The 25067-nt window shown below is 46.4% G+C and carries 20 protein-coding genes; 10 read left to right on the forward strand and 10 right to left on the reverse strand.

The annotated features are described in order from the left end of the window. Window positions 1-134 precede the first annotated feature (134 nt). Window positions 135-1763: an ABC-F family ATPase gene (locus tag HMPREF2865_RS10855; RefSeq protein WP_003683571.1), complete on the forward strand. Its 1629-nt coding sequence runs from the start codon at window positions 135-137 to the stop codon at window positions 1761-1763. A gap of 224 nt (window positions 1764-1987) precedes the next feature. Here the strand turns inward: HMPREF2865_RS10855 and HMPREF2865_RS10860 are convergent, their stop codons facing one another. Beyond that, window positions 1988-3205 (reverse strand): D-alanyl-D-alanine carboxypeptidase family protein, encoded by a 1218-nt coding sequence (locus HMPREF2865_RS10860; protein ID WP_070647154.1) that lies wholly within the window; start codon window positions 3203-3205, stop codon window positions 1988-1990. A gap of 204 nt (window positions 3206-3409) precedes the next feature. On the opposite strand from HMPREF2865_RS10860, the gene ilvA reads away from it, so the two are divergent. Further along, complete coding sequence (gene ilvA, locus HMPREF2865_RS10865; RefSeq protein WP_070647156.1) at window positions 3410-4933, forward strand: threonine ammonia-lyase, biosynthetic; 1524 nt, start codon at window positions 3410-3412, stop codon at window positions 4931-4933. Between the two features lie 59 nt (window positions 4934-4992). Here the strand turns inward: ilvA and trmB are convergent, their stop codons facing one another. From trmB to HMPREF2865_RS10880, 3 genes are all read right to left on the reverse strand, one after another. After that, window positions 4993-5709, reverse strand: a complete 717-nt coding sequence (trmB, locus tag HMPREF2865_RS10870; RefSeq protein ID WP_070647158.1) for a tRNA (guanosine(46)-N7)-methyltransferase TrmB — start codon at window positions 5707-5709, stop codon at window positions 4993-4995. A gap of 142 nt (window positions 5710-5851) precedes the next feature. After that, the gene (locus HMPREF2865_RS10875; RefSeq protein WP_070647160.1) at window positions 5852-6508 is read right to left on the reverse strand and encodes a response regulator; all 657 of its coding nucleotides are present in this window, start codon (window positions 6506-6508) and stop codon (window positions 5852-5854) included. Then, on the reverse strand, window positions 6505-8265 hold the full coding sequence (locus HMPREF2865_RS10880; protein WP_070647162.1) for a histidine kinase: 1761 nt from the start codon (window positions 8263-8265) through the stop codon (window positions 6505-6507). Before HMPREF2865_RS10880 ends, HMPREF2865_RS10875 begins: the two co-directional genes overlap by 4 nt. 259 nt (window positions 8266-8524) lie before the next feature. Between HMPREF2865_RS10880 and mobA the strand changes: the two genes are divergently transcribed. After that, complete coding sequence (gene mobA / locus HMPREF2865_RS10885; protein WP_070647164.1) at window positions 8525-9106, forward strand: molybdenum cofactor guanylyltransferase MobA; 582 nt, start codon at window positions 8525-8527, stop codon at window positions 9104-9106. 79 nt (window positions 9107-9185) lie between these two features. On the opposite strand, the gene HMPREF2865_RS10890 is transcribed toward mobA, so the two are convergent. From HMPREF2865_RS10890 to HMPREF2865_RS10905, 4 genes are all read right to left on the reverse strand, one after another. Continuing rightward, complete coding sequence (locus HMPREF2865_RS10890) at window positions 9186-12305, reverse strand: type I restriction endonuclease subunit R (RefSeq protein WP_070647166.1); 3120 nt, start codon at window positions 12303-12305, stop codon at window positions 9186-9188. 68 nt (window positions 12306-12373) lie between these two features. Further along, window positions 12374-13615, reverse strand: coding sequence for a restriction endonuclease subunit S (locus HMPREF2865_RS10895; RefSeq protein WP_070647168.1), 1242 nt, complete (start codon window positions 13613-13615; stop codon window positions 12374-12376). Window positions 13616-13624: 9 nt separating this feature from the next. Next, window positions 13625-16240 (reverse strand): type I restriction-modification system subunit M, encoded by a 2616-nt coding sequence (locus tag HMPREF2865_RS10900; RefSeq protein ID WP_070647170.1) that lies wholly within the window; start codon window positions 16238-16240, stop codon window positions 13625-13627. A 445-nt stretch (window positions 16241-16685) separates the two neighbouring features. Beyond that, window positions 16686-17672, reverse strand: coding sequence for a GlxA family transcriptional regulator (locus HMPREF2865_RS10905; RefSeq protein ID WP_070647171.1), 987 nt, complete (start codon window positions 17670-17672; stop codon window positions 16686-16688). A gap of 97 nt (window positions 17673-17769) precedes the next feature. Here HMPREF2865_RS10905 and HMPREF2865_RS10910 point away from each other — a divergent pair, with 97 nt between their 5' ends. Next, window positions 17770-18621: an MBL fold metallo-hydrolase gene (locus tag HMPREF2865_RS10910; RefSeq protein WP_070647173.1), complete on the forward strand. Its 852-nt coding sequence runs from the start codon at window positions 17770-17772 to the stop codon at window positions 18619-18621. A gap of 83 nt (window positions 18622-18704) precedes the next feature. Here HMPREF2865_RS10910 and HMPREF2865_RS10915 read toward each other — a convergent pair whose 3' ends face one another. Continuing rightward, a complete protein-coding gene (locus HMPREF2865_RS10915; RefSeq protein WP_070647175.1) occupies window positions 18705-19595 on the reverse strand; it encodes a LysR family transcriptional regulator in 891 nt (296 codons plus the stop codon). 128 nt (window positions 19596-19723) lie between these two features. On the opposite strand from HMPREF2865_RS10915, the gene HMPREF2865_RS10920 reads away from it, so the two are divergent. The 6 genes from HMPREF2865_RS10920 (at window position 19724) to HMPREF2865_RS10945 (ending at window position 24110) form a co-directional block, all read left to right on the forward strand. Further along, window positions 19724-20572, forward strand: a complete 849-nt coding sequence (locus tag HMPREF2865_RS10920) for an aldo/keto reductase (RefSeq protein ID WP_070460670.1) — start codon at window positions 19724-19726, stop codon at window positions 20570-20572. Window positions 20573-20622: 50 nt separating this feature from the next. Then, window positions 20623-21201: an NAD(P)H-dependent oxidoreductase gene (locus tag HMPREF2865_RS10925; RefSeq protein ID WP_070647177.1), complete on the forward strand. Its 579-nt coding sequence runs from the start codon at window positions 20623-20625 to the stop codon at window positions 21199-21201. A gap of 116 nt (window positions 21202-21317) precedes the next feature. Beyond that, complete coding sequence (locus HMPREF2865_RS10930; RefSeq protein ID WP_234396208.1) at window positions 21318-21818, forward strand: OsmC family protein; 501 nt, start codon at window positions 21318-21320, stop codon at window positions 21816-21818. A 92-nt stretch (window positions 21819-21910) separates the two neighbouring features. Next, complete coding sequence (locus HMPREF2865_RS10935) at window positions 21911-22246, forward strand: thioredoxin family protein (protein WP_070647181.1); 336 nt, start codon at window positions 21911-21913, stop codon at window positions 22244-22246. A gap of 267 nt (window positions 22247-22513) precedes the next feature. Next, window positions 22514-22825: an ArsR/SmtB family transcription factor gene (locus HMPREF2865_RS10940; RefSeq protein WP_070591088.1), complete on the forward strand. Its 312-nt coding sequence runs from the start codon at window positions 22514-22516 to the stop codon at window positions 22823-22825. A 73-nt stretch (window positions 22826-22898) separates the two neighbouring features. Next, window positions 22899-24110 carry an NADH:flavin oxidoreductase/NADH oxidase family protein gene (locus HMPREF2865_RS10945; RefSeq protein WP_070647183.1) on the forward strand — a complete coding sequence of 404 codons (1212 nt, stop codon included), beginning with the start codon at window positions 22899-22901 and terminating at the stop codon, window positions 24108-24110. A gap of 254 nt (window positions 24111-24364) precedes the next feature. On the opposite strand, the gene HMPREF2865_RS10950 is transcribed toward HMPREF2865_RS10945, so the two are convergent. Next, the gene (locus HMPREF2865_RS10950; RefSeq protein ID WP_070647184.1) at window positions 24365-24997 is read right to left on the reverse strand and encodes a histidine phosphatase family protein; all 633 of its coding nucleotides are present in this window, start codon (window positions 24995-24997) and stop codon (window positions 24365-24367) included. Between the last annotated feature and the right edge of the window lie 70 nt (window positions 24998-25067).

The following is a 25067-nucleotide window of genomic DNA, read 5'->3' on the forward strand; positions in this document are numbered from 1 at the left end:
GTGAAGCGTTGCCTGTTTTCATCTTGTATCGGGTATTGGACACATTTGCCATGGCCTCAATCCTGAGGTCTTTGCAAAAATATGCTACAATCGCGTCCGATTATAACATTCTATTTATAAAGGTTTTACGAATAATGATTTCTACCAACGGCATCACCATGCAGTTCGGCGCAAAGCCGCTGTTTGAAAACGTATCCGTCAAATTCGGCGAAGGCAACCGTTACGGCTTGATCGGCGCCAACGGCTCAGGTAAATCCACCTTCATGAAAATCCTCGGCGGCGACTTGGAACAGACTGCCGGCGAAGTCGCGATTGAAAACGGCGTGCGTTTGGGTAAATTACGCCAAGACCAGTTTGCCTATGAAGACATGCGTGTGCTGGACGTGGTGATGATGGGGCATACCGAAATGTGGGCGGCAATGACCGAGCGTGATGCGATTTACGCTAATCCCGAAGCCACCGAAGATGACTACATGAAAGCTGCCGAACTGGAAGCCAAGTTCGCCGAATACGACGGCTACACCGCCGAAGCGCGCGCTGCCGAATTGTTGAGCGGCGTGGGCATTTCCGAAGATTTGCACAATGCGACCATGGCAGAAGTTGCCCCGGGCTTCAAACTGCGCGTATTGCTGGCGCAAGCTCTGTTCTCCAAACCAGATGTATTGCTCTTGGACGAACCGACCAATAACTTGGACATTAATACCATCCGCTGGTTGGAAGGCGTGTTGAACCAATACGACTCCACCATGATCATCATCTCGCACGACCGTCACTTTTTGAACGAAGTCTGCACCCACATGGCGGATTTGGACTACAACACCATCACCATCTATCCGGGCAACTACGACGATTATATGCTCGCTTCCGCCCAGTCGCGTGAGCGCGCCCTGAAAGACAACGCCAAAGCCAAAGAGAAACTGCAAGAGCTGCAAGAGTTTGTTGCCCGCTTCTCTGCCAACAAATCCAAAGCCCGTCAGGCAACCAGCCGTCTGAAGCAGGCAGACAAAATCAAATCGGAAATGGTCGAAGTCAAACCTTCTACCCGTCAAAACCCGTATATCCGTTTTGAAGCCGACGAAAAAGCCAAGTTGCACCGTCAGGCAGTGGAAGTTGAAAAACTGGCCAAACGTTTTGAAACCCAGTTGTTTAAAAACCTGAACTTCATCCTTGAAGCAGGCCAACGCCTTGCCATCATCGGCCCGAACGGCGCAGGTAAATCTACCTTGCTGAAACTCTTGGCCGGCGCATACAACCCCGAATATTCAGACGGCCTGTTGCCGGACGAAGGCACCATCAAATGGGCGGAAAAAGCCAGTGTCGGCTACTATCCGCAAGACCATGAAAACGACTTCGACGTCGATATGGACCTGAGCGAATGGATGCGCCAATGGGGTCAGGAAGGCGATGACGAACAAGTCATCCGCGGCACTTTAGGCCGCTTGCTCTTCGGCAGCAACGATGTCGTGAAAAAAGTGAAGGTTCTCTCCGGTGGCGAAAAAGGCCGTATGCTTTACGGCAAACTGTTGCTGTTGAAACCCAATGTCTTGGTCATGGACGAACCGACCAACCACATGGACATGGAAAGCATCGAATCCTTGAACATGGCGCTGGAAAAATACAACGGCACGCTGATTTTCGTCTCGCATGACCGTCAGTTCGTATCTTCATTGGCTACCCAAATCATCGAATTGGATGGCAAAGGCGGATATGAACACTACTTGGGCGATTACGAAAGCTATCTGGAGAAAAAAGGCTTAGTTTAAGCTCATACTGATAAGATATTAAGGTATTGAAATGCCGTCTGAAAACCGTTGTGTTTTCAGACGGCATTTTTTTGAAGCGTTTCATATTGGCAATCACTGAAACTGCTAAGATTAAAATGAATAAATTTCTTGTTAGGAATTTTTATTAAAGCCATAAAACAGATATACAAAAGGCCGTCTGAAAATTTCAGACGGCCTTTATTTATGTTTTGATAGAAAGAGGATTAACTGAATAAACCTTTAAACCACAACACAATCGCGTCCCACATACGGCGCAACCAGCTACCTTCTTCAACACCGTTTAGCGCGACGACGTCTTTTTCGGCAATGATTTTACCGTCTTTCATAACTTTCAGTTTGCCCAATACTTGGCCTTTTTCAATCGGGGCGAGGACGGGCTGAAGCGTTTCTAAGATGGGTTTGACGTTTTTGCCGGTATCGTGGGGAATGGTAATGTAAACATCGTCCAAGAAGCCGATATCTACGGCTTTGGTGCTGCCTTTGTAAACTTTGACTTGAGAAATCACTTCTCCGCCGTTGTACAGTTTAGGCGTATCAAATGCCTGCAATGACCAGTTGAGCAGTTTGCTGCTTTCGCTGGCGCGCGCTTCGGTGGATTCGGCACCGGCAAGGATGGAAACAATGCGGCGGTTGTTGCGTTTGCTGGAAGCGGCAAGATGATAACCTGCGCCTTCAGAATAGCCGGTTTTCAAACCATCGATACTGCTGTCGCGATAGAGCAGAAGGTTGCGGTTGGGCTGCTCGATATTATTGTATTTGAAAGATTTGTTTGCAAATAATGGATAATATTTCGGATAGTCATTAATGAGTGCGGCGGCCAAGATGGCAAGGTCGCCAACGGTTGAAACATGGCCGTTAGAAGAAATGCCGGTCGGGTTGTTGAAGTGGGTGTGCTTCATGCCCAAGCGTTTGGCTTCTTCGTTCATTTGTTTGACGAATTCGTCAATAGAGCCGTTGCCGATGGCTTCTGCAAGGGTAATGGCAGCATCGTTGGCCGATTGGATGGTTGTCCCTTTAATCAAATCGCTGATGCTGACAGGAACTTTGGGGTCGAGGAACATACGCGAACCTTCGACTTTCCAGCCGACGTTTGAAACTGTTAGCATTTGGCTTGCCTCAAGCGTACCGTTTTCCAGTGCTTTAAAGGCAAGGTAGGCTGTCATCATTTGCGTCAATGCGGCAGGCTCGATAGGGGTATCGGCATTGTTGGATGCTAAGGTTTGCTTGCTGTGCAGGTCGGTAACGATATAGGCAGTCGCCGCAATTTCCGGCGGCGTTGTCGGGCTGTTGATACTGTGCAGCAGCGGCTGCGTTTGAGCCTCGCTTTGTACGGCAGGTGCGGATGCAACTGGGTCGGCAGCGAGGGCAGGAGTATTCAGGAGGGCAGCAAAAATTAAGCTAAGTAGCGTTTTTTTCATCATTATGTGTAGATTTGAATATGAGTGGACACTGTTTCAAAGTAAACAGTTTGGCATATTAAATAGATATTAAGTGGACATTATACCGTCTCATTTAGGCTTTGCTAAGATTTTTCTTGCCTTCAGACGGCCTCAGGGGTATGGTTTTAACTTTTTCCTCCGGTCGGTTTGACCGAATTGCAATTTATTTCCGAACACTAAAATACCATGAACCATTCCCTTCCTCTTTCTGATTATCTAACCCGTATTTTGACCGCTTCCGTTTATGATGTGGCCGTAGAAACGCCTTTAGATTTGGCACGCAGTCTGTCAGGCCGTCTGAACAATCAGGTTTTGCTCAAACGCGAAGATTTGCAGCCGGTGTTTTCGTTCAAAATTCGCGGCGCGTACAACAAAATGGCGAAACTGCCGAAAGAAGCCTTAGATTGCGGCGTAATTGCAGCAAGCGCAGGCAACCATGCGCAGGGTGTGGCTTTGTCGGCGCAGTATTTGGGTTGCCGCGCCGTTATCGTAATGCCGGAAACAACGCCTAAAATTAAAATTGACGCGGTCAAGAGCCGAGGCGGCGAAGTGGTGTTGAAAGGTGTGTCTTATAACGATGCCTATGATTATGCGATGGAGTTGGCAGAAAAGGAAAAACTGACTTATATCGCGCCGTTTGATGATCCTGATGTGATTGCCGGTCAGGGAACCATCGGCATGGAAATCCTCCGTCAACACCGCAATATCAATGCGATTTTTGTTCCGATTGGCGGCGGAGGTTTGGCAGCAGGTGTGGCGGCATTTATTAAACAGGTTTGCCCTGAAATTAAAGTGATTGGCGTGCAAACCGATGATTCTTGCTGTATGAAGCAATCGGTAGAGGCGGGGGAAATCGTACATTTGAAAGATGTCGGCCTGTTTTCAGACGGCACGGCGGTTAAAGTGGTGGGCGAGGAAACCTTCCGTCTGTGTAAAGAGCTGCTGGACGAGATTATTACGGTCAATACGGATATGTTGTGCGGTGCGATTAAAGATATTTTTGACGATACGCGCAGCATTACCGAACCTGCAGGTGCATTGGCGCTTGCCGGCTTGAAGGCTTACGTTGCGAAAAACAATATCCAAGGTCAAAACCTGGTTGCCGTTACCAGCGGCGCCAACATGAACTTCCACCGCCTGCGCCATGTTTCAGAACGCAGTGAACTGGGCGAGGGCAACGAAGGTATTTTCGCCGTTACCATTCCTGAAGAAAAAGGCAGCTTCCTCAAGTTTATCAATGTCTTGGGTAGCCGGAACATTACCGAGTTCAACTACCGCTACGGCAACGACAACAATGCTCATATTTTTGTCGGCCTGCAAACTGCCGGTGCGCAAGACTTGGCTGTCATCAGTAAACAACTGGCTGACGCAGGTTTGCCGAATGTCGATCTGACCAATGACGAAATCGCCAAAATCCATATCCGTTACATGGTCGGTGGACGGACGGAAAAAGTATCCAGCGAACGTTTGGTCAGCTTTGAATTTCCGGAGCGCCCCGGCGCATTGTCCCGTTTCTTGAACCATATGCGTGCCGAATGGAATATTACCTTGTTCCATTATCGCAATCATGGTGCGGACTACGGCCGTATTTTGGTCGGTATCGATGTACCTGAAAGCGACAATGAAGCCTTTACCGACTTCTTGGAGAGCTTGGGTTATGTTTATAAAGAAGAAACCGATAATCCGGCTTATAAACTTTTCTTGGCTTAATCAGTAAGATAAAAGGCCGTCTGAAATTTTTCAGACGGCCTTGTGTTTTATGTTCGGCTTTATTTCTTACGGAACACCAAGTCCCAAACGCCATGACCCAATCGTTTGCCTCGGGCTTCAAACTTGGTTTCAGGACGATAATCAGGCGTAGGGGCATAATCGGCAGCCGTGTTTTGCAAAGAGTCGAAACTGCTCAAAACTTCCAGCATTTGCACGGCGTATTCTTCCCAGTCAGTCGCCATATGAACATAGCCACCGCTTTTGAGTTTGGGCAGCAGCTTTTCAACAAACGGCACTTGTACCAAGCGGCGTTTATTGTGGCGTTTTTTGTGCCAAGGGTCAGGGAAGAAAATATGAATGCCGTCTAAAGAACCGTCTTCCAGCATCTTTTCCACTACTTCCACTGCATCATGACGCATTACGCGGATATTGGATATGTGTTCTTCCTCAATCAGCTTCAAGATATTACCGACGCCAGGGCCATGAACATCAATCGCTAAAAAGTCGGTATCGGGCAGACGTTTGGCGATTTCCACCGTTGCGACACCCATACCGAAACCGATTTCCAATACTTTAGGATTGTCCCTTCCAAAAGCGCGGTTCAAATCCAAAGGAGCTTCTTGGAAGTCCACACCAAATTGCGTCCACATCGTATCGATGGCGCGCTGTTGGGCCGCGGTCATATGGCCTTGGCGCAAGACGAAACTGCGGATGCTGCGTTTGTGTTCTTCAGGAACGGTATTTTCGGGTGTATTTTCTGGAATGTTTTCGGACATGTTGTTTTAAATCAGTGAGAAATCAAATAAAAAGGCCGTCTGAAAAATCAGACAACCCTGCATACAAATCGCCGTGATTATAGCGAATAAACGCTTTACCTGAAACCTTTCAACAACAAGGTTTCAGGTTCAGACGGCCTTTTTAAGACAATTCCGGTTGCGGTACTTTGTGTTGTACCGCATAAACCGCAGCTTGAACGCGGCTGCTTAGATTCAGCTTGCGCAACAGGTTTTGCACATGCACTTTGACGGTTGACTCTGCCAAGTTCAAATGGCGGGCAATGATTTTGTTGCTGTGTCCGGCGGCAAGATAGCCCAAGATTTCCATTTCGCGCGGGGTCAGTTGCTCCAGCAGATGGTCTGAGCGGGAAGGAGATGGAGAAATCAGCGATTGCACCAAGCGGCTGGTCATTTCAGGGGAGAATACATTGTCTCCGTCGACAGCTTTGCGAATGCTTTCCAATAGGAAGTCGGCGTTGATGTTTTTCAGCAAAAAGCCTTTTGCACCCATACGCATACACTCGGTCAAATCGTCGCTGTCTTCAGAAACGGTCAGCATGATGACGGTCAGCTGCGGATTGATACTTAAAATTTGAGCCAATGCTTCGCGGCCGTTCATGACCGGCATATCCAAGTCCAGTAAGACCACATCAGGCTTGAGCTGCTCAACCATTTTTACGCCGGCCAGGCCGTCTGAAGCTTCGCCGACGACTTCAAAATCAGGCTGGCGGGAGAGCAGGGCTTTGATGCCGCTGCGAAATAGGGTGTGGTCGTCAATAAGGGTAATTTTAATCGTCATGATGCTGTTCTCATTTGTTGCGGCAAAGTCAGCATAACCGCCGTACCTTGCCCAATCTGCGATGTAATGGCCAATTCTGCGTTAATCCGTTGGGCCCGTTCTTGCATAATGCCTAAGCCGACATGTTCGCCTGAAGGCCGGTTTGATAGGTGTTCTTTATTAAAGCCTGCGCCGTCATCACGAATCGTCATGACAAAATCGCCGTGGTTGGCAATTTCGACGCTGACATGTTGCGCAAGCGCGTGCTTCCGAATATTGGACAGGCTTTCCTGCAAGATGAAGATGATTTGCAAATGCTCATCATAATTCAAAGCCTGCCCGTCGTCCTGCCATTTTAAATCAACTGGAATACCGGTTTGTCGTTCAAAACGCGCCAGCAGCGATTCTACCGCTTCAGGAAAATCTTTATTACTGATTTTGGTGCGGAAATTCATCAAAAGTTCGCGTACGTCCTCGTAGCATTCCTGCACGCCGTCTTTGATGAAGCCGATATTTTCTTCTGCCTGCTCGCGTTGGTCTGAAGCAAACGCGCTTTCCAGCATTTGTACCTGCAAATTCAAAAAGGTCAAAGCTTGTGCGATGCTGTCATGCAAACCTTGCGCAATCAAGTTACGCTCCTGCAAGACTGCAAGCAGGCGGCGCTCTTGTTCCATGCGGTTGTTGGCGATGGAAATGCCCAGCTGTCCGCTTAAGGTATGCAGCAGTTTTTCGTCTTGCTCATCAGGCATATGGCCGTCTGAAAAATACAGGGCCAATACACCGAGCTGTTCGTCTTGGTAAACGATTGGGAATTCTACACGATTTCCCTCTTCGGTTTCACCGACACTTGCCGCCAAGTCAGAGCGTTTGCGTTCTTCATCGGAAAGATATACCGTACCGCCCAAAGCGGAAAACGCCGGCAGAATCTGAGCCAAAAATTCTTCTGCGGCCTGTTGCGGCGTAAAGGTTTGGTGCAGATTGCGCGTGGTTTGGTAGAGCAGGGTCAAATCACGGTTTTGCCGCGCCAAGTCTTGGGTTTGTTTGGCAACTTGTCCTTCCAAGTCTGTATAAAGCGTATGCAGACGGCGGCTCATTTGGTTGAAACCCTTGCTTACTTGGGCAAACTCACGGATCTGGTCTGTCTCGATTTGAACGCCGAAATGCCCTTTGCTGATGGTTTCTACGCCATCACGCAGTTTTTCCAAGGGCCGGATAATCCATGAATAATGCCAAACAATCATCAAGCCTGCAGCCACAACAATCATCAGCATCATGGCCATTTGGAAGCGGCGCAGCCACAAGGTATTTTGCTCGTTGGCATTTTCCATCGCCTGTAAAAATAGCTCGATGTTGCCGGCAAAACGGTACAGGCCGATTTGGGTCGGACGCTCGTAATGTTGCAAAGACGGCTTGATGTTGGATTCCCAATCAATCAACAGCATCGATTGAATCAAGTCGTAAGCCAACGGCGTTTGAGACGGAATCAGCGGATGAATGGCATCACTTTGCGTCACATCGGCCAGCGTACGTTCAAATTCTTTGATTTGGTTGTCAATTTGCGCATTGGGCGTACGGACGCTTGCCATATAAGCCAAACGATACACCTGCATTTTCAAACTGCCTGCATCTTCAATCGTTTTGGCCGAGCTTTCCAAACGCCAAGAAAGCAGAAGGGTAAAGACAATCGACAAAAAAGCCGAACTGACCCATAAAAAAGTCAGCAGTTTTAAACGCGAAGACAGGCTCAGGCCGTCTGAAGATCCGGAGAATAAACGCATAAAGCACGCAGGGGAACTAATCCGATAATCTTATAAAAATATCATTCTTTTGGTCTATAAACAACCTGTCTAAAATAATTGTGTGGTTATGATAAGAAAAAACAGGGGTTTAATGTAAAATCATGTTATGATAAAATTCATCTCAAGTGAATTTAATCATAAAAATAAGGTTTCAGACGGCCTGAAACCTTGAAACTTATCCAATAAACACAACATCTTGAACCACACTCCATACTCTGCTTCGCAAAGGACTACCAAAATGAAAATTTTCGCACTGATATTGGCCGGCGGGCAGGGAAGCCGGATGGGAGGTGTCGATAAGGGGTTGGTGCAATGGCACAACAAAGCCTTGATAGATCATGTTATCGAAAAAATCCGCCCCCAAGTCAGCCATATCGCCATCAGTGCCAACCGCAACCTTGAGTCTTACGCCCAACGTAGCGCGCACGTTTTCTCGGATTCGCGCCAATGGCAGCATTACGGTCCTTTAGCCGCCTTGTGTACCGCTGCCAACGATTTGCAAATTGCTACTGCCGATTGGCTGCTCATCGTATCCTGCGATATGCCCCGCCTGCCTGAAAACTTGGTTTCCCAGTTTGAGACCATCGCCAAACGCACGCCGTTGTGCAATGCATTTTACGTTGAAACCCCGTCCAGACCGCATTACAGCGTGATGTTCATCCGTCCGCAAATTCTGCAAAGCACCGTGCCATACCTTTATTCAGGAATGCGCAGCATCCGCGGCTGGCTGCAGCAACAGCGCGCGCGAGTTGTCCATTTCCCTCATGAGCAGGATTTTATCAGCTACAACACGGAAAACGATTTGGCTCAGCCTTTGTAGTTGGGTAGGTAAGGGGTTTAATGTTCAGGTAGAGATATGCTAAATTGATGATTATTTAATATCTTTCAATAGGTAATAACTATCTTGTAATTAGTTCCCTTAGAAATTCATCAATCCGTATATTTAAATAAAATATACGTTCTTCGTTAAAATAAACTTTGGCTTTTTCCCTATCGACTGTTGCTTTTAGGTCATTTAGTCTGCCTAAGTCCAAATTTTCGCTGGTATATTTTCTTGCCAACAGTGCACGTAGCAAATCTCCATCCAGCCCTAAACCTTTAATTACTTTTAGCACCTTATCATTGGCATCTTTTTGCTTGTACGTGGTGATGTAATCACTTAATGCTAAATTTGGATCAAGCTTGATATCGCCGGATTGCACATCGTGTAAAAACAACTCAGCAAATTTTTGATCTTCTTTAGAAAGCGTAGCAAAAGAGTGGTGTAGCTCCTCAAGTGCAGCAGCTTCTTCTATGCCGCCGATGGTTTTAAGCCATTTTTCAAAACGGGCATTCATATAATTTTGATCAATTTTATCGGTTTCGATTTCGTTGATGTGCGAACGCAAATCAAATGGCACATCATCGCTACCGCTACCATTGCCTGAACTTTCTTTAAACAAATCTTTATAACGAGCCAGCAGTTTATCGTAAGTCTCTTGATCGAAATTGAGTGTGGCAGTGATCACGCTGTCGTCTTCCTGTACCACATCATAGCTTGATTGTTCCCAAGAAAAGCCCAAGAGCCGAGCAGCTTGTAAGTGCTCATTGAGCTGATTGAATAGTTTGACAAACTTTGCGCATGAGGTTGTATCATCAGGATTTTTTGAAAAATCCTCTAATCCTGCCCATTTGAAAATATCGGCAATATCGGCAAAACAGACATTCATTTTGTCGATAACCTTATCTAAATTATCGACAAACAGCCCCATAGGACGGTCGCCCGAATAAAGTTTTACGGCTCGCTCAATATTGCGTTGCATCGTATGCGGCTTGCGGTAATAGCGGATTAAACCAAAAGGCTTATCGGTTTTGTCGCATACGCGGTTAGTACGGGAAAACGCCTGAATCAAGTTGGCGTAATCCAAAATTTTGTCTAAATAGAGCGTATTGAGCCATTTGCTGTCGAAGCCTGTCAGCATCTGATCGACCACAATCAACAAATCCAGCTGCTCGTCGGGCTTGATTCTCTTATACGCATTGATATGCGACAACCTATCCGACAAATCCGTTTTAAATCGGGAATAAGTGGCATAGCCAAAGCTTGTGCCGAACTGGGCGTTGTAATCTTCCAAAATTTCGGCAATCCATATTTCCTTGTCGTTGCCTTGCCCATCGTTAAGAATATTCGGATCGAAAAGGGCGGTCAGTTTCGGCAAGGAATTTTTAGCTTCCTCAGAATTTCCGACTTCCTCAGCAATTCTGATTTTCTCAGCAATTCTGGCTTTAATTAAGCGATAATAATTGACCGCTTCGGGAATAGAACTGGTGGCAAAAATGGCATGATATTTTTTGCCTTGGCTAAGCCGCTGCCAATTTTCCAGCATATCGCCAATCACTGCATTCACATGTTCCGATTCTTGATATTGCACATTGGGCACATAATCTTCAATGCCTTTTTGATATTTGCCGTCTGAAGCATAGTCGCCCGCCATCGGCACATCGTTCATAAAGCGGTTGTAGATTTTTTTCTTTTGATCATCGGCAAATACTTCGCTTTCATCTGCTGCTTTTGCCTCCTGCAAAGCAACGGCTCTGCGCAAATCGCTGTCTTTAAAGGTGCGGATATGGAAGGGGTGAAAGCCCAGCACGTTTTCATCACGAATGCCGTCTGCAATCGAATAGCGGTGCAATTCATTGCCGAAAACCGTGGCAGTGGTTGAATTTTTCTTAGCGTTTTCTTCTTCAATCGGCGTGCCGGTAAAGCCGAAGAAAATCGCATTGGGGAAGGTGTGCTTAATGGTGAGCAACATATCGCCAAAAGTAGTGCGGTGGGCTTCATCAATGATAAACACCAAACGTTTGCCACTGATTTGCTCGATGTCAGCCTCATTTACCCCTTCTTCCGCCTTGATATTACTCATTTTTTGAATGGAGGTAACAATTAAGCGGTCGCGGTCTTGTTTGCTTTTCAGCTTAGCGAGCAAAATGGCGGTGTTTTCCGTTGCCTGCACATCATCTTTACTATCGGCAAAATTCTGATATTCCTCCAGCGATTGCTTGCCCAGCTCAATACGGTCGAGCAAGAAAATCACCTTATCCGCATCTTTGCGGCGGCTGATTAACTGTGCCGATTTAAAACTCGACATCGTTTTGCCCGAGCCTGTGGTATGCCAAATATAGCCGCCGCGCTGATTGCCCGAAGTCCAATCTGTTTTTGCCACCGTGTCGGCAATTTTGTTGACTGCATAATACTGATAGCTGCGCAACACTTTCAGCTGTTCGTCTTTCGCATCGGCAATGGTGTAATCGCCGATAAACTGATGCGCCATCGGAATCGAGAGGAAATGCGTCGCCACCTTATCCCAATCGTTCATATACACATTATTGAAATCCGCCCAACGGAAATAAAACGCAGGATTTAATTGACCGCCGGTATTGGCAAAATAGCGGCATTCTTCCGGCGTCATCGCCACAAACACCTGCACCAGGCTAAAAATGCCCGAAAACGCGCCTGCCTTATGGTATCGCTCAATTTGATTGGTCGCTTGGCTGATGGGCACGCCAGAGCGTTTCAGCTCAATATGAAACATCGGCATGCCGTTGATTAACAACATCAAATCGCCGCGCTGCTTAGGGTATAAATCTGAACGAGGAGTAAATTGGGGCTGCTGGGCAATTTGATAGCGGCTTTTGCCGGCAGAAATTTCCTCACGGTCGAAAATATCCAGCGACACTTCCTTGCCGAAATGACGGCTCGCCTCATTTTCACGCTTGATGGCCACCGTTTTGCCGTTGATAAAGCCGTTTAGCGCATAAGGCGTTTTCAATGCCTGCACCTGCTCCAAAATCTGGTTCATTTCCGAGCGAAGCAACGGTACATCGAGCTTGTCGATATGTTGGTTGGTTTTATTCAAATGCTCCTGCCAGTTGGCAATCAACTTTTCTTCGGTGGGATAGCGCAACACTTCCTTTTCCCAGCTTTTAGTGGACAGCAAGGCAATCAGTGCGTTTTCAAAATCAGCTTCTTTATTAAACATTCTTTTTCTCCGTAAGGGCGCTACTACAATTTTTCAGACGGCCTTAATCATGGTCAGGAACGCCCGCCCTATACCAACATCGCCGCCAACAGCCCTTTTTTAAGTTGGTTTAATTTTTCGACCTCTGCCGACTGTAAGGCAATGGTTTCGTCCAGTTGGCGGAAGAAGTTGCCGATGGCGGTTTGTTCTTTAGGAGTAGGAATAAACACAATATTCTTCTCAATATCTTTTGCATTTATGGATGGCAAAGCTCCGATTTGGGCTAATGCAGGCAAATCAATCGTATCAAAAAGTGTTTTCATAAAATAATTATCCAAGCTTGAATCTAAGATAAACGCCATTGTATTGTTATCAAGTAAAAATGGAGTATTAACCAGCCGTTTACGATTTAACAGTAAAGCTGCTCCAACTTTGGCAAAAAATATACATGGAAGCTGTTGAATAACTTGCCATCGTTGTTTATCAATTTGTTCTTGGGTTACATAGTTATTGGCTTTTCTTAGATAAACTTCGTTACCCGATAAATTCATATCTGACACTTTGAAAAATGGTATGCCATTTTCTCCACCTTGCTCATTTTCAGAAAAACCAATACCTGATAAGCAATAACCCAAGCAGCCTAATTCATTTCGCTCCCACTCCCCCTCAAACCCTTTAAAACGGATTTTCGGTATTTTTTCACCGTTTGCGGGGAACATTTTTGCCAACATGGCCTTTTTAAGCTGACGGCTTTTTTCCAACACCGCTTGGCTCTCGGCGATTAGGCTGTCTAAGCGGCGGAAAAACAAACCAAGGTGGGTTTGTTCTTCGTAAAGAGGAAAATTAAATTTATAGGCTCTTAACTTTTCTAAAGTAATACGGGTAATTGCTTGCCCAGCCATTGAGCCTTTAATTTCATTTTGTCCAATAGGGCTTTGTAATACTTGGCATAAAAAATTAGCATTATGTTTCTTTTGCTTTGGCCTTAATACAGCAACGCTGGATAATAATGAAAATTCTTCGTCAAGAAAGTTAATACAACAATTTCCTGTACTAGCTCCATCTTTCGTTAATAACAAATCTCCAAATTTGACTGAACAACGTTTATATATTTCTTGATGCTCTTCAGCTGAAATATAAGAAACATCAGATAAATCTAAACCTGAATTTCTAATATTTTTCGAAGTTATATATTTGTATTCTCCATTTTGGGATTTTGGGGAAAAATGAGTACCATCACTAAGATATTCTGTTACTTCACCCAATACCTTTTCTTCCCAAGCATCAGTAAACCCATTAAACCGCAAACGTGGCTCTTGTTGCTTATTCATTTTGCCCCCTTAGCCTTTCAAAATTGCCTGCCATGCGGCAATGCCCTGCAAGTCAAACTCGCTGCCGGTGAGTTCGTCCATCATTTGTGCCAGTGCGGCGGCGCTTTCTTGTTTACGCTCGCTGATATGCTGATAGGTGTTGGCATATTTGTCGCAAAGTGCGCTCAGTTTTTGGCTGAATTGCGCCAGCATGTTTTCAGGCAGCCTGCACATCGCCGCATTGAGCGGAACAAACCATTTTTGGCGGAGCAAGTCGAGGGCTTCGGCATCATCCAGGGCTTCAATAGCGGCTTTGGTTTTGCTGTGAAGCTCGGCAGATAGGGTTTTGAGTTCTGCTTTGAGCGTTTTTTCTTCGGCAAGCAGCTTATAGGCAGCCTGCAATTTTGCGCCCAGGCTTTCTTCGGCAAAAGTGTGTTTGTCGATGGCTTTGGTCAAGTCGGCTTTTTTGGCAATCGCGATGCCGTCGGCTTCCAATTCTTGTTGCAAGGCTTTTGGAATTTCGGCATTGATAAAGCCGTCGCCTTCTTCATTGACGGCAGGGCAGGCTTTTTCTTCTTCGCTCAGGTTTTCCAAAATGCTTTGCATTTCGGCGGCGATTTCCGCCAAGCGGGTTTCTTTGGCTTTTAGGGTTGCCAATTCCTGCGGCAGTTTGACGGCTTGCACCAATTCAAACGGCAGAATATGCCCCACCCAGCCGTCTTGTACTTCGGCTTCTTTTTTGGTTTTGCTGTCTTTTTTCAGCACCATAAATGGATCAACCTGCTTAATTGCCTGTTTGCCTTCGGTTTGAATCATCTCCAAATCCGCGGCAATGCCTGCCACATCGGCGCGCCATAGGTCATCGAGTTTTTGATAGGCGGTATAGAAATCCAATAAGGGCATTGCCTGCACTTTTTCCCGAATGAGTTCGGCAAGCTGCTGCTGAGTTTGGGAGATGTTGAGCGTTTCCATCGGCTCAATCAGCAGGCTTTCCAAGCTGGTAGTGAAATTGGCAAAGTTTTGGGCAAATTGCGCTTGGTAATTCAGCACGCTAGCGTGGCTTTGCATGGCGGCTTTGAGATTGTCGGTTTTCGGCTGCACATAAGGTGTGCCGTTATCGGTAAACAAGGCCGTCTGTAAACCATCAAAGGCTGCCCAATAGTCTGCGAATTGTGCCAGCTCTGCTTTGGGAATGCCGCCGTGTATGGTGGCGAAAATATCCCATTGCTCCGCCGGCTCGGCGGAATCGACATAGCGTGGAATGTTGAGGTTGTAGCCGTTTGCCACAATTTCGGCTTTCGGCACAATGCGGGAGAATTTAGGCAATTCCCGGCGATGGGTCACGCAATCGACAATGCGCTTGATGTCGCTTGCCTGCAAATGGTTGTTTTTGCCCACTTTGATGAAATGCTTGGAGGCGTCAATCATCAATACGTTGTTACGTTCGCGCTCTTGGCGTAAAACGACGATGATGGTGGGAATGCCCGTACCAAAAAAGATATTGGCAGGCAGACCGATAATGGCATCGATATGATTGTATTCAATCAGATTTTTGCGGATTTTCTCTTCTTCGCCACCTCTAAAAAGCACGCCATGCGGCAAGACGATGGTCATGATGCCGTCGGGTTTTAAGTGGAAGAGGTCGTGCAATAGAAAGGCAAAATCGGCTTTTGCCTGCGGGGCGACGCCAAAACGTTTGTAGCGGATGTCGCCTTCTTTGTCTTTGGGATTCCACGGCTGGGAATAGGGCGGATTGGACACTACGGCATCCAGATACAGCGGCTCGCCTTCCAGCGGCCAGTCGTCTTCTAATGTATCGGCATTGCGGGTGAAAATATTGCTCGGCAAAATGCCGCGCATGACCAAATTCATGCGCGTGAGGTTGTAGGTGTTTTCTTTTAATTCTTGGGCGTAATATTTGATGCTGTCGGCGCTTTTGAGATGTTTGGCAACGCTATGGCCGATGTTGATCAGTAATGAACCTGAGCCACTGGTCGGGTCGTAAATGCTGATTTCTTCACGATCTTTGAGATGGTCGGCAATGATTTCAGACATCAGCAAAGATACTTCGTGCGGCGTATAAAATTCGCCTGCTTTTTTGCCTGCGTTGGCAGCAAACATGCTAATCAGGTATTCATAAATAAAGCCCAATACGTCATAGCCTTGTTTACCGTCCATCGGAATATCGGCAATCAGTACGAAAAGGTCTTTCACCGCATTGGTTTGGCTGGCTGCGGTATCGCCCAATTTGCTCAAACCGGATTCTAGGGTTTTGAAAATACCGTCAAAAACTGAGATGTAGTTTTCTGCGATATTGCGGCTGAAAGCGCTCATTGCTGTGCGGACGTTGGCAATATTGAAATCCGAGCCTTGGGCTAACCAAGTTGAGAATAGATGTTCGTAGCTAATGAAATAGCCGAGGTTTCTTTTGACATGGTTGACAAGCTCCCCGTTAGCTTCGGTAAGCTCATCGGCAAAATTTGATTTTTCTAAGCCTTGTTCAAGGGCAAATTTTTCCAGTTTGTCGGACAAAAATTTGTAGAAAATAAAGCCTAAGATGTAGTCTTTGTATTCGTTCGCTTCAATTTTGGAACGCATTTTATTCGCAGATTGCCAAATTTTGGCTGCAAGTTGTTGTTTATTCATTTTTTCTCTTATTAGTTTTTGATTTTATACATATTACGGTATTTATGATTACTTGGTGCAGGCTAGCTATGATAAACCATCAACACGGTGTTTACATAATTTACATCGTAGAGGAAGTATGATTCATCGATGCAAGGAAAAATGGTAGGAAAGCTCACATTACACAAAGGCCGTCTGAAACTCAACTTTCAGACGGCATCTTGTATCCATATAAGAGCCGCTATCTTTATTGGCAAGGATGAGATTGAGATTGTCATCTTTGAATATAAATGATTAGGATAGAACAAGCGTTTGGATTTTGAAGACGATTTATAAAAACTCTTTGAAATCTTTCTACTCTTTGAAAAAGAAAAAAGGCCGTCTGAAAAGTGCAGGCTGCTTTTTGGGTTTTCAGACGACCTTCAAAGCAACCTGCACCCAGGTATCTTGGATTGACTAACGCGAGCTATCTGCCAAATACTTTCCGCCAGGCATTCGGATTGATTTTAAACTTGGCTTTGAACTGTAAACGCAGGTTTGCCGCGCTGCCGAAGCCGCTTTGTTCGGCGATGCGTTCTATCGGCAAATCCGTATTTTCCAACAAATCCTGTACTTGCCATAGTCGCTCTGTGGTGAGCCACTCGCCGAAATTCATGCCTGTGGCTTGAGAAAAATGGCGGATGAAGGTACGGCGTGAAACGGCTAATTTTTTTGCCAAATCGTCCAAGCGGTATGGGGTTGCAAGGTTTTGGCGCAGTTCGTCCAATAAGTGATTGATTTTGTCATCGGCGGTACGACGTTCGACAGGTCGGTGGATAAACTGTGCCTGCCCGCCTTCGCGGTGTGGTGCCGCAACCAAGGTACGGGCAAGGTCGTTGGCAACGGTTGCACCGTGGATTTTGCGGATGAGGTACAGACAGCAATCCAGCCCACCCGCCGCACCTGCCGATGTTAAAAAGTTGCCGTCTTCCGCATAAAGGCGGTTGGTATCCAGATGAATTTTAGGGAAACGGCGGACAAAGTCGTCTTCGGCAAGCCAGTGGGTTGCGGCGGTTCTGCCGTCTAAAAGTCCTGTGTAGGCAAGGGCGTAAGTGCCGTAACATAGGGCGGTGATATGTGCACTACGTTGTACTGCTTTCTGTAAATGTGCGCTCAACTCGGGTGTCGGGGCTTCTTCAATATTGCGCCAGCCTGCGATGACGATGATGTCGGCTTCTTCCGTCAAATCCAAGCTGCCGTGTACGGGAATGCTTGCACCCAGTGCCGTGATGACGTTTTTGCTGTCATCGGAACAGATTTTCAGGTCAAAGAGCGGATTGTCCCGATAGGTCGTCTGAAAAATAGAAAAGGGAATGTTGAAGACAAAATCATTCATGCCCGATTGAGCATATAGCACGATTTTGGGGGCTGCTTGATTTTGGCGAAACTCGTTACGCTCGTTTTCAGACGACATTTTGGCACTATCCTTGCGTTTGTTGGCAATATTGCCTATTTTAGCCGATACACCTGCTGTTTAAAATACGCTCCATGATTTTTTAAGGAGCAACATCATGAAATTAAAGCAATTTATTCTTGCCACTGTTTTGGGCGCGACAGCCTTTTCCGCTTGGGCAGACGATTCATACCAACATATCCGTAACGCTACCGCCAAGGTCGAATATGCGGGGCAGACGTTTTTGATTGACCCGTTTTTCGCACCCAAGCACTCCATGAACGGCTTTGCCGGCACGTTCAATAACCAAGCCAAAATGCCGCTGGTCGGGCTGCCGATGAGTGTGAATAAAATTTTGGACGGTGTGGATGCAGTTGTCGTTACCCATACCCACGAAGACCATTGGGACGAAACCGCCGCACGTTCCATTCCAAAAAACCTGCCCGTATATGTGCAGCACCAAGCTGACGCTGCCAAAATCCGCAGCCAAGGCTTTACTGATGTACGCGTGTTGAACGGCAGCACTGTCTTCAACGGTGTAACCATCAGCAAGACCGGCGGCGTACATGGTACAGAAGCCATGTATGCCAACCCTCAGCTAGCCGAAATCTTAGGCGATGCAATGGGTGTGGTATTCCAAAGCAGCGGACATAAAACCGCTTATATTATGGGTGATACTGTGTGGACGGCAGATATAAACAAAGCATTGAACCGCTACAAACCCGATTATCTGATTATGAACACGGGCTACGCGCTGATTTCAGGCATTTCAGACGGCATTATTATGGGGACGGCAGATGTATTAAAAGCCAGCCAAGTCATGCCTAAAGCCAAAATCATCACCGTACACATGGATACCGTGAATCATACCGCCGTCAGCCGCGCCGATATGCGTAAATTTATACGCGGTCAAGGCATTGAAAGCCGTGTGAACGTTCCGGAAGACGGAGAGACTGTGAGGCTAGATTGATAAGCGGTCATCTTTTAAAGAGAATTTGCAAAAATACTGGAAAATTTGGCCTCTCTTTGTTATGAAAAAGGCCGTCTGAAATTTCAGACGGCTTTTACTTTTAACGCATCCACAATCAACTTAAATACATTGGAATGCCCGCGGCGGCTGGGGTAATAGAGGTAAAACGGTTCGTAAGTGATTGCGTATTCAGGCAACAGCTCGACCAGGTGCCCCGAATTGAGTGCATCCGCTACGCTCATATGTGCTATCCACGCAATGCCAAGGCCGTCTGAAACGGCTTGCCGGCGCAGATGATTGTTGATGGAAAAGTGCGATTTTGGCGTGAACGTAATCAGCTCTTTTTTGTATTTGAATTCCCACTGCATCTCCGTGCCGTGTTCAGCAGAGAGTTTTATGCCGATAAGGCGGTGCTGTTGCAGATCATCAATATTTTTCGGCGAACCGTATTGCGCCAAATAATCGGGCGAGGCAACCAATACCATTTTGAGCGGTGCAGAAATCGGCACGGCAATCATCTCTTTCGCCACATCGTTGCCCAGCCGCACGCCTATGTCAAACCCTTCTTTCACAATATCTGCCCAGCGGTCGTCCACCACGATTTCCAAGCGGATTTTCGGGTATTGGTTCAAAATCGGCTTTAATTTTGGATACAACACGGCTTCCGCTGCCATTGCAGGGGCATTGATGCGAATCAATCCCGATGGCGTATTCAAAAAATCATTTAAAGCATCGACTTCTTGGTTTATGGCTTGATAAAGCGGAGAAAGTTGGTCGAAAAGCTGCTGTCCGGCTTCGGTCAGCGACACATTGCGCGTAGTGCGGTTGAGCAGGCGCAAATTTAGCCGCGTTTCTAAATTTTTCATGCTGTGGCTCAACGCCGAAGAAGAAATCCCCAAAAGCTGTCCTGCCTTCACAAAACTCTGAGTTTGCGCCAGCGTCAAAAAATAATTCAGCTCGTTAAAGTTCTGCATTTTCCTACCCCGTTTTAGGTGATTAGTGAATTTAATTCACGACATCATAAAACCAAACCTAATTTATCTCAATAAAAACACGGGCTAAAATGGCTACACGTTTATGAGAACAAACAGGAGACAATATCATGCAAAACATCACATTAAACAACGGCGTACAAATTCCTGCACTTGGTTTCGGCGTATTCCAAATTCCGCCCGCAGAAACTGAACAGGCCGTGATTGCCGCCATCAAGGCAGGCTATCGTCACATCGACACCGCGCAGGTTTATATGAATGAAACCGAAGTCGGTTTGGGGATTAAAAACAGCGGCGTGGCACGCGAAGAATTGTTTGTTACCACCAAAATTTGGGTAGAAAATTTCGGCTACGAAGCCGCCAAGGCCTCGCTGGATCGTTCATTAGGCCGTCTGAATTTGGATTACATCGATATGGTGCTGATTCATCAGCCTTACGGCGACAGCTACGGTACATGGCGCGCGCTGGAAGAATATCAGGCAGCCGGCAAAATCCGCGCCATCGGCGTGAGCAATTTTTCGCCGGTGCGTGCGGTGGATTTGGGACTATTCAATAAAGTGATGCCGCAAGCCAATCAGATTGAAATTAATCCGTTCCAACAAAAAAACGAAGCCGTTTCCGCTTTGCAGGCTGAAGGTATCGCCGTGGAAGCATGGGCGCCGTTTGCTGAAGGCAAAAACGATATTTTCCACAATCCCGTGTTAAGCAAAATCGGTGCGAAATACGGCAAATCCGTGGCGCAGGTGATTACCCGATGGCTGGTGGAACGTGGCATCATTGTATTGGCAAAATCCACCAAACCCGAACGCATGGCGGAAAACTTGAACATCTTTGACTTTGCCCTCAGTGATGAAGACAAAGCAGAAATTGCCAAACTGGACGGCACGTTCGACGCCATCGTCAATCACGACACGGTGGATAATTTGAAACGTATCGCTTCATGGAAAACGGGACAATAACCGCAAACATCACATCCCTTTTTTATAAATTATTTATTCTAGGAGTAAAAATGAATATTTTATTATTAAACGGTGGTAAAGCTTTCGGCCATTCGCATGGTGAGTTAAACAACACGCTTCACAAAAAAGCAAAAGACGTTTTGACCGCACTTGGACACAATGTAAAAGAAACTGTGATTGATGCTGGCTATGATGTTGAGGCAGAAATCGAAAAATTCTTGTGGATGGATGCCGTGATTTGGCAGATGCCTGTTTGGTGGATGCACGAGCCTTGGACAGTGAAGAAATACATAGACGAAGTATTTATCGCTGGACACGGCAAGCTTTACCACAGTGATGGCCGTCATCGTGTTAGTCCAACTGAAGGCTTCGGTACAGGTGGTTTGTTGCAAGGCAAAAAACACATGCTTTCGCTTACTTGGAATGCGCCGATTGAAGCGTTCACCCGTGAAGGCGACTTCTTTGAAGGCAAAGATGTGGATGCTGTGTACATGCCTTTCCACAAACTCAACGAGTTCATCGGTTTGACCCGTCTACCGACATTTACATGTAACGATGTAGTTAAAAATCCACAAGTAGAACAATACTTCACAGACTACCAAGCACATTTGGAAAAAGTGTTTGGTTAATGATAAAACATCAACTTGAAGTGGTGGGCTTTTGCCCACCATTTTGTCAGTCGCTAATTGGTACGAAATAGTGTAGCGAAAAACCATCTGCAATTCATCATATGAAAGGACAAAACATGATTAACGGGTTAGATATCGAACGTTTCCGAACTACCATGGCAGCGGTTGAAAACGACCATGCAAAAGGCAAGGCAGTATTACGCGCCGATTCGCGCTGGGTATCCGGCACGAAGAATGAAATCTCCGTGCGCCGCTTCCCTGCCTTTACCACAGACGAACCGAAAAACATGGGCGGTGAAAACGCCGCCCCAAATCCGATGGAATACCTGATCGGCGCTGCGGCAGGCTGCTGCTCCATAGGTTTCGAGTTGCAAGCAGCACAAGCAGGCGTGAAACTGGAACAGTTTGAAATATCCGCAAGGGGCGGTATCGACATGGCCAAACTGTTCGGCATGGAAGATGGCTACGGCGGACTGGATAATCTGGTGCTAACCATAAAAGTAAAAGCCGACGCCGACCTTCCTACCCTGCAAAATTTCGCCGACCGATCAGCCGCCACCTCCCCAGTGTTAAACAGCCTGAAAGCGCGGGCAAAAGTGGTTGTGGAAAAAATCTAGACGACTCAAAACGTTTTCTTGTTTTCATTTCGTTAAAAGCCCCTTTTCTGGACAACTAGAAAAGGGCTTAATCGCTCAAAGGAGTACATGGCATGCAACAACTGCACACTTTGAAAGACATCGAACAGGCCATCGCCACACACCCTTTAGTATCACTGTACATCAAAGCCCCAATCTGCGGTGTTTGTACGGTCGTGGGCGCCCAGCTTGACTCAGCTTTGGCGGAGGAAGGAAATGTGTATGCCGTAAAAGCCGATATTGCTGAAATACCCGAAATGGCCGGACGTTTCCACGTGCTGACCGTACCTGCATGGCTGCTGTTTTATCAAGGCAAGGAAGTAGAACGGATGGCCCGCTTCATCCCTCAGGCACAGATGAAGCAGACATTGGCAAAATGGACAAAAGTAGCAGAAAGCGAACATCAGTAACCGGTCTATCAATGTTTCAGACGGCTGCGGTCTTGATAATGATGCAAGCGGTCAAATTTTTAAGATGATTTGCAAAACACTTAAAAATTTGACCGCTCTTTATTACGAAAAAGGCCGTCTGAAACAACTTGCAGACTGAGATAATTATTGATGAAACGCTGTGATTTGTACACTAAAACCATCTTCTGAAAATTCCCTTTGACATTCCCTATCTTTCCCTCTAAAATACGTTCAAATTTTTAAACATATAAACTCAAAAAGCCGAATATGCCGCAACAAACCATGAATTTAATGCGCGAGTGCATTCCTATTTTTACCGTGTTGAGTGATGAAAACCGCCATCAAATCCTGCGCGTGCTGTGGGAACATGGCAAGATGAATGTGAATGAGCTGACCGAGCATCTGCATCTGTCGCGCCCTGCGGTGTCGCATCATTTGAAAATCATGCTGCAAGCCGGAGCGGTGGCGGTGGAGCAGGTCGGCAAAGAGCGTTTTTACAGTATTGCCATGGCGGATGCGGTGGCGAGATTGAAACAGCTTGCCGATTTGATGGCTCAAAATTGCCCGCTTTCAAAATAGGGTTATCCGTTAACCCTTTATTTTTACCCAAATACGTTTATATTTTTAAACTTATCAACTTAAAGGAACGATTATGTTATTCACGCCATTCACTTTTCAAAACGGCAAAACCGCCAAAAACCGTATCTTCAAATCCGCCATGGAAGAGCAACTTGCCCAAAACGACCAGCCGTCTGAAAAACTCATCCGCCTGTACGACACTTGGGCAAAAGGCAGCGCAGGCGTTTTGGTGACGGGCAATGTGATGGTCGCCGAAAGCGGCAAAGGTTCGATAAACGATGTGGTGATTTCAGACGACTGCAGCCTTGAGATGCTAAAAAAATGGGCGAAAGCCGGCACGCAAAACGACACGCTGCTCATCATGCAAATCAACCATGCGGGCAAACAGTCGCCTGCGGTGGTCAATAAAATGCCGCTTGCGCCGAGCGCCGTGCCGTTGGTGGGCATGGACGGCTTTATCAATCCGCCGCGCGAATTGACTGCCGACGAAATCAACGGGCTGATTCAGCAATTTGTACAAACCGCGAAAATTGCCGAACAGGCGGGCTTTTCAGGCGTACAGATTCACGCCGCGCACGGCTATCTCATCAGCCAATTTCTCTCGCCGCACCACAACCGCCGCCAAGACCAATGGGGCGGCAGTTTGGAAAACCGTATGCGCTTCCTTTTAGAAACCTACACCGCCATCCGCGCCACCGTGGGCAAAGATTTCTTGGTAGGCGTAAAACTCAATTCGGCGGACTTCCAAAAAGGCGGTTTTGACGAAAGCGAATCGGTGCAGGTAGTACAAAAACTGTCAGAAATGGGCATTGATTTTATTGAAGTTTCCGGTGGTAACTACGAAAGCCCGCAAATGCTCGCTGCCAAAGACAGCACCCGTAAACGTGAAGCCTTCTTCATTGATTACGCCGAAAAAGCCCGTGCAGTCAGCCAAGTTCCATTGATTATCACTGGTGGCTTCCGTTCACAAAGCGCAATGGAAGATGCCTTATCCAGCGGCCATTTAGATTTGGTCGGTGTTGCTCGTCCGTTTGCCTTAGTCCCTGATTTGGCGAACAAAATGCAAAACGGCTCTTACCAAACCGTACAAACTGACCGCATCAAAACTGGCGTGGCATTGGTTGATAAAAAAGCAGGGGCAATGTTGGAAATGAACTGGTATATGACGCAAATGGACTTGATCGGACAAGGAAAACAGCCTGATCCTAAATTGTCGGCGTGGAAAGTATTGCTGAAAACTTTGTGGGAAAATGGAAAAGCAGGGTTAAGTACTGGCAGATCTTGATGGGGTAAGCAGGGATTTGAAGGAGGATTAAATTTTAAAATTTAACCGTATTTAAAAGTATGAATATAAATAAGTTGATACTAAAAAACCATTTGAATCTTTAAGTTCAAACGGTTTTTTAGAATTTACGATAAAGACATTAATACAGAAAAGACCTTGTTTTAGTTGAGATTTAAAATAAAAAATAATGAGTAGATTTAAAATGAGCGTATTGGGGCTTGAGCTAACAGTGTGTTGATGTGTGAAGTAGGTAATTATTGTAAATGAGCCACATTGTTAAGCTGCTCAATATGAAAACCGCTTTCACTATTGTATTTCACGATACTGATCGAAGTATTCAACAATGACACGGATTTACCCTCATCACGATGATTGTCCCAAGTTGCTCCGCCTAGTAAGGACAATAAAAGCCGCAAGGTATGGCCATGCGATACCACTAAAATATTGGCTCCCGATTGATGTACCTTAATGATATCGTAAATGGCAGTCATTGCACGTACTGCTAATTGTTCAAAGGTTTCGCCACCATTACTTAATGCTTTATAAGCTGCCGGGTCATTGGTCAGTTGTTTGAATTCGGTTAGCTTCCGCAGGTCAGCGATTTGCATACCTTCCCAACTTCCAAATGATTGCTCATTTAGTCCACAGTGCTGAAAAAGAGGGATGGGACGCTGGCCGATAATATGGCTAGCCGTATCAATGGCGCGTTGTAAAATACTGGAATAAGCAGCGGTAAATTCTACTTGTTGTAGCGCCGCCCCGGTTTTCTGAGCTCCTGTAATTCCTTGTTCGGTCAGTGGTGAATTGCCTGATCCCTGCAAAAGCCCCTGTTCGTTCCATTGGGTACGGCCATGGCGAATAAAATAAAAAGTGAGTTGTTTTGACATCATAGTTCCTTGGAGAACGGGAAGTATAGGGTATAACTAATTCATGATGCAAAGGCCGTCTGAAACGATA

Origin of the sequence: Neisseria sp. HMSC073G10 (assembly GCF_001812605.1) — a bacterium.
Classification (GTDB): domain Bacteria; phylum Pseudomonadota; class Gammaproteobacteria; order Burkholderiales; family Neisseriaceae; genus Neisseria; species Neisseria subflava_A.

Coding starts and splice junctions, on each gene's coding strand:
- HMPREF2865_RS10880 (WP_070647162.1), bottom strand. CDS start 8,265: ATGCGTTTATTCTCCGGATCTTCAGACGGCCTGAGCCTGTCTTCGCGT.
- HMPREF2865_RS10875 (WP_070647160.1), bottom strand. CDS start 6,508: ATGACGATTAAAATTACCCTTATTGACGACCACACCCTATTTCGCAGC.
- HMPREF2865_RS10860 (WP_070647154.1), bottom strand. CDS start 3,205: ATGATGAAAAAAACGCTACTTAGCTTAATTTTTGCTGCCCTCCTGAAT.
- HMPREF2865_RS10900 (WP_070647170.1), bottom strand. CDS start 16,240: ATGAATAAACAACAACTTGCAGCCAAAATTTGGCAATCTGCGAATAAA.
- HMPREF2865_RS10910 (WP_070647173.1), top strand. CDS start 17,770: ATGAAATTAAAGCAATTTATTCTTGCCACTGTTTTGGGCGCGACAGCC.
- ilvA (WP_070647156.1), top strand. CDS start 3,410: ATGAACCATTCCCTTCCTCTTTCTGATTATCTAACCCGTATTTTGACC.
- mobA (WP_070647164.1), top strand. CDS start 8,525: ATGAAAATTTTCGCACTGATATTGGCCGGCGGGCAGGGAAGCCGGATG.
- HMPREF2865_RS10890 (WP_070647166.1), bottom strand. CDS start 12,305: ATGTTTAATAAAGAAGCTGATTTTGAAAACGCACTGATTGCCTTGCTG.
- HMPREF2865_RS10950 (WP_070647184.1), bottom strand. CDS start 24,997: ATGTCAAAACAACTCACTTTTTATTTTATTCGCCATGGCCGTACCCAA.
- HMPREF2865_RS10935 (WP_070647181.1), top strand. CDS start 21,911: ATGCAACAACTGCACACTTTGAAAGACATCGAACAGGCCATCGCCACA.
- HMPREF2865_RS10925 (WP_070647177.1), top strand. CDS start 20,623: ATGAATATTTTATTATTAAACGGTGGTAAAGCTTTCGGCCATTCGCAT.
- HMPREF2865_RS10895 (WP_070647168.1), bottom strand. CDS start 13,615: ATGAATAAGCAACAAGAGCCACGTTTGCGGTTTAATGGGTTTACTGAT.
- HMPREF2865_RS10855 (WP_003683571.1), top strand. CDS start 135: ATGATTTCTACCAACGGCATCACCATGCAGTTCGGCGCAAAGCCGCTG.
- HMPREF2865_RS10920 (WP_070460670.1), top strand. CDS start 19,724: ATGCAAAACATCACATTAAACAACGGCGTACAAATTCCTGCACTTGGT.
- HMPREF2865_RS10940 (WP_070591088.1), top strand. CDS start 22,514: ATGCCGCAACAAACCATGAATTTAATGCGCGAGTGCATTCCTATTTTT.
- trmB (WP_070647158.1), bottom strand. CDS start 5,709: ATGTCCGAAAACATTCCAGAAAATACACCCGAAAATACCGTTCCTGAA.
- HMPREF2865_RS10915 (WP_070647175.1), bottom strand. CDS start 19,595: ATGCAGAACTTTAACGAGCTGAATTATTTTTTGACGCTGGCGCAAACT.
- HMPREF2865_RS10945 (WP_070647183.1), top strand. CDS start 22,899: ATGTTATTCACGCCATTCACTTTTCAAAACGGCAAAACCGCCAAAAAC.
- HMPREF2865_RS10905 (WP_070647171.1), bottom strand. CDS start 17,672: ATGTCGTCTGAAAACGAGCGTAACGAGTTTCGCCAAAATCAAGCAGCC.
- HMPREF2865_RS10930 (WP_234396208.1), top strand. CDS start 21,318: ATGATTAACGGGTTAGATATCGAACGTTTCCGAACTACCATGGCAGCG.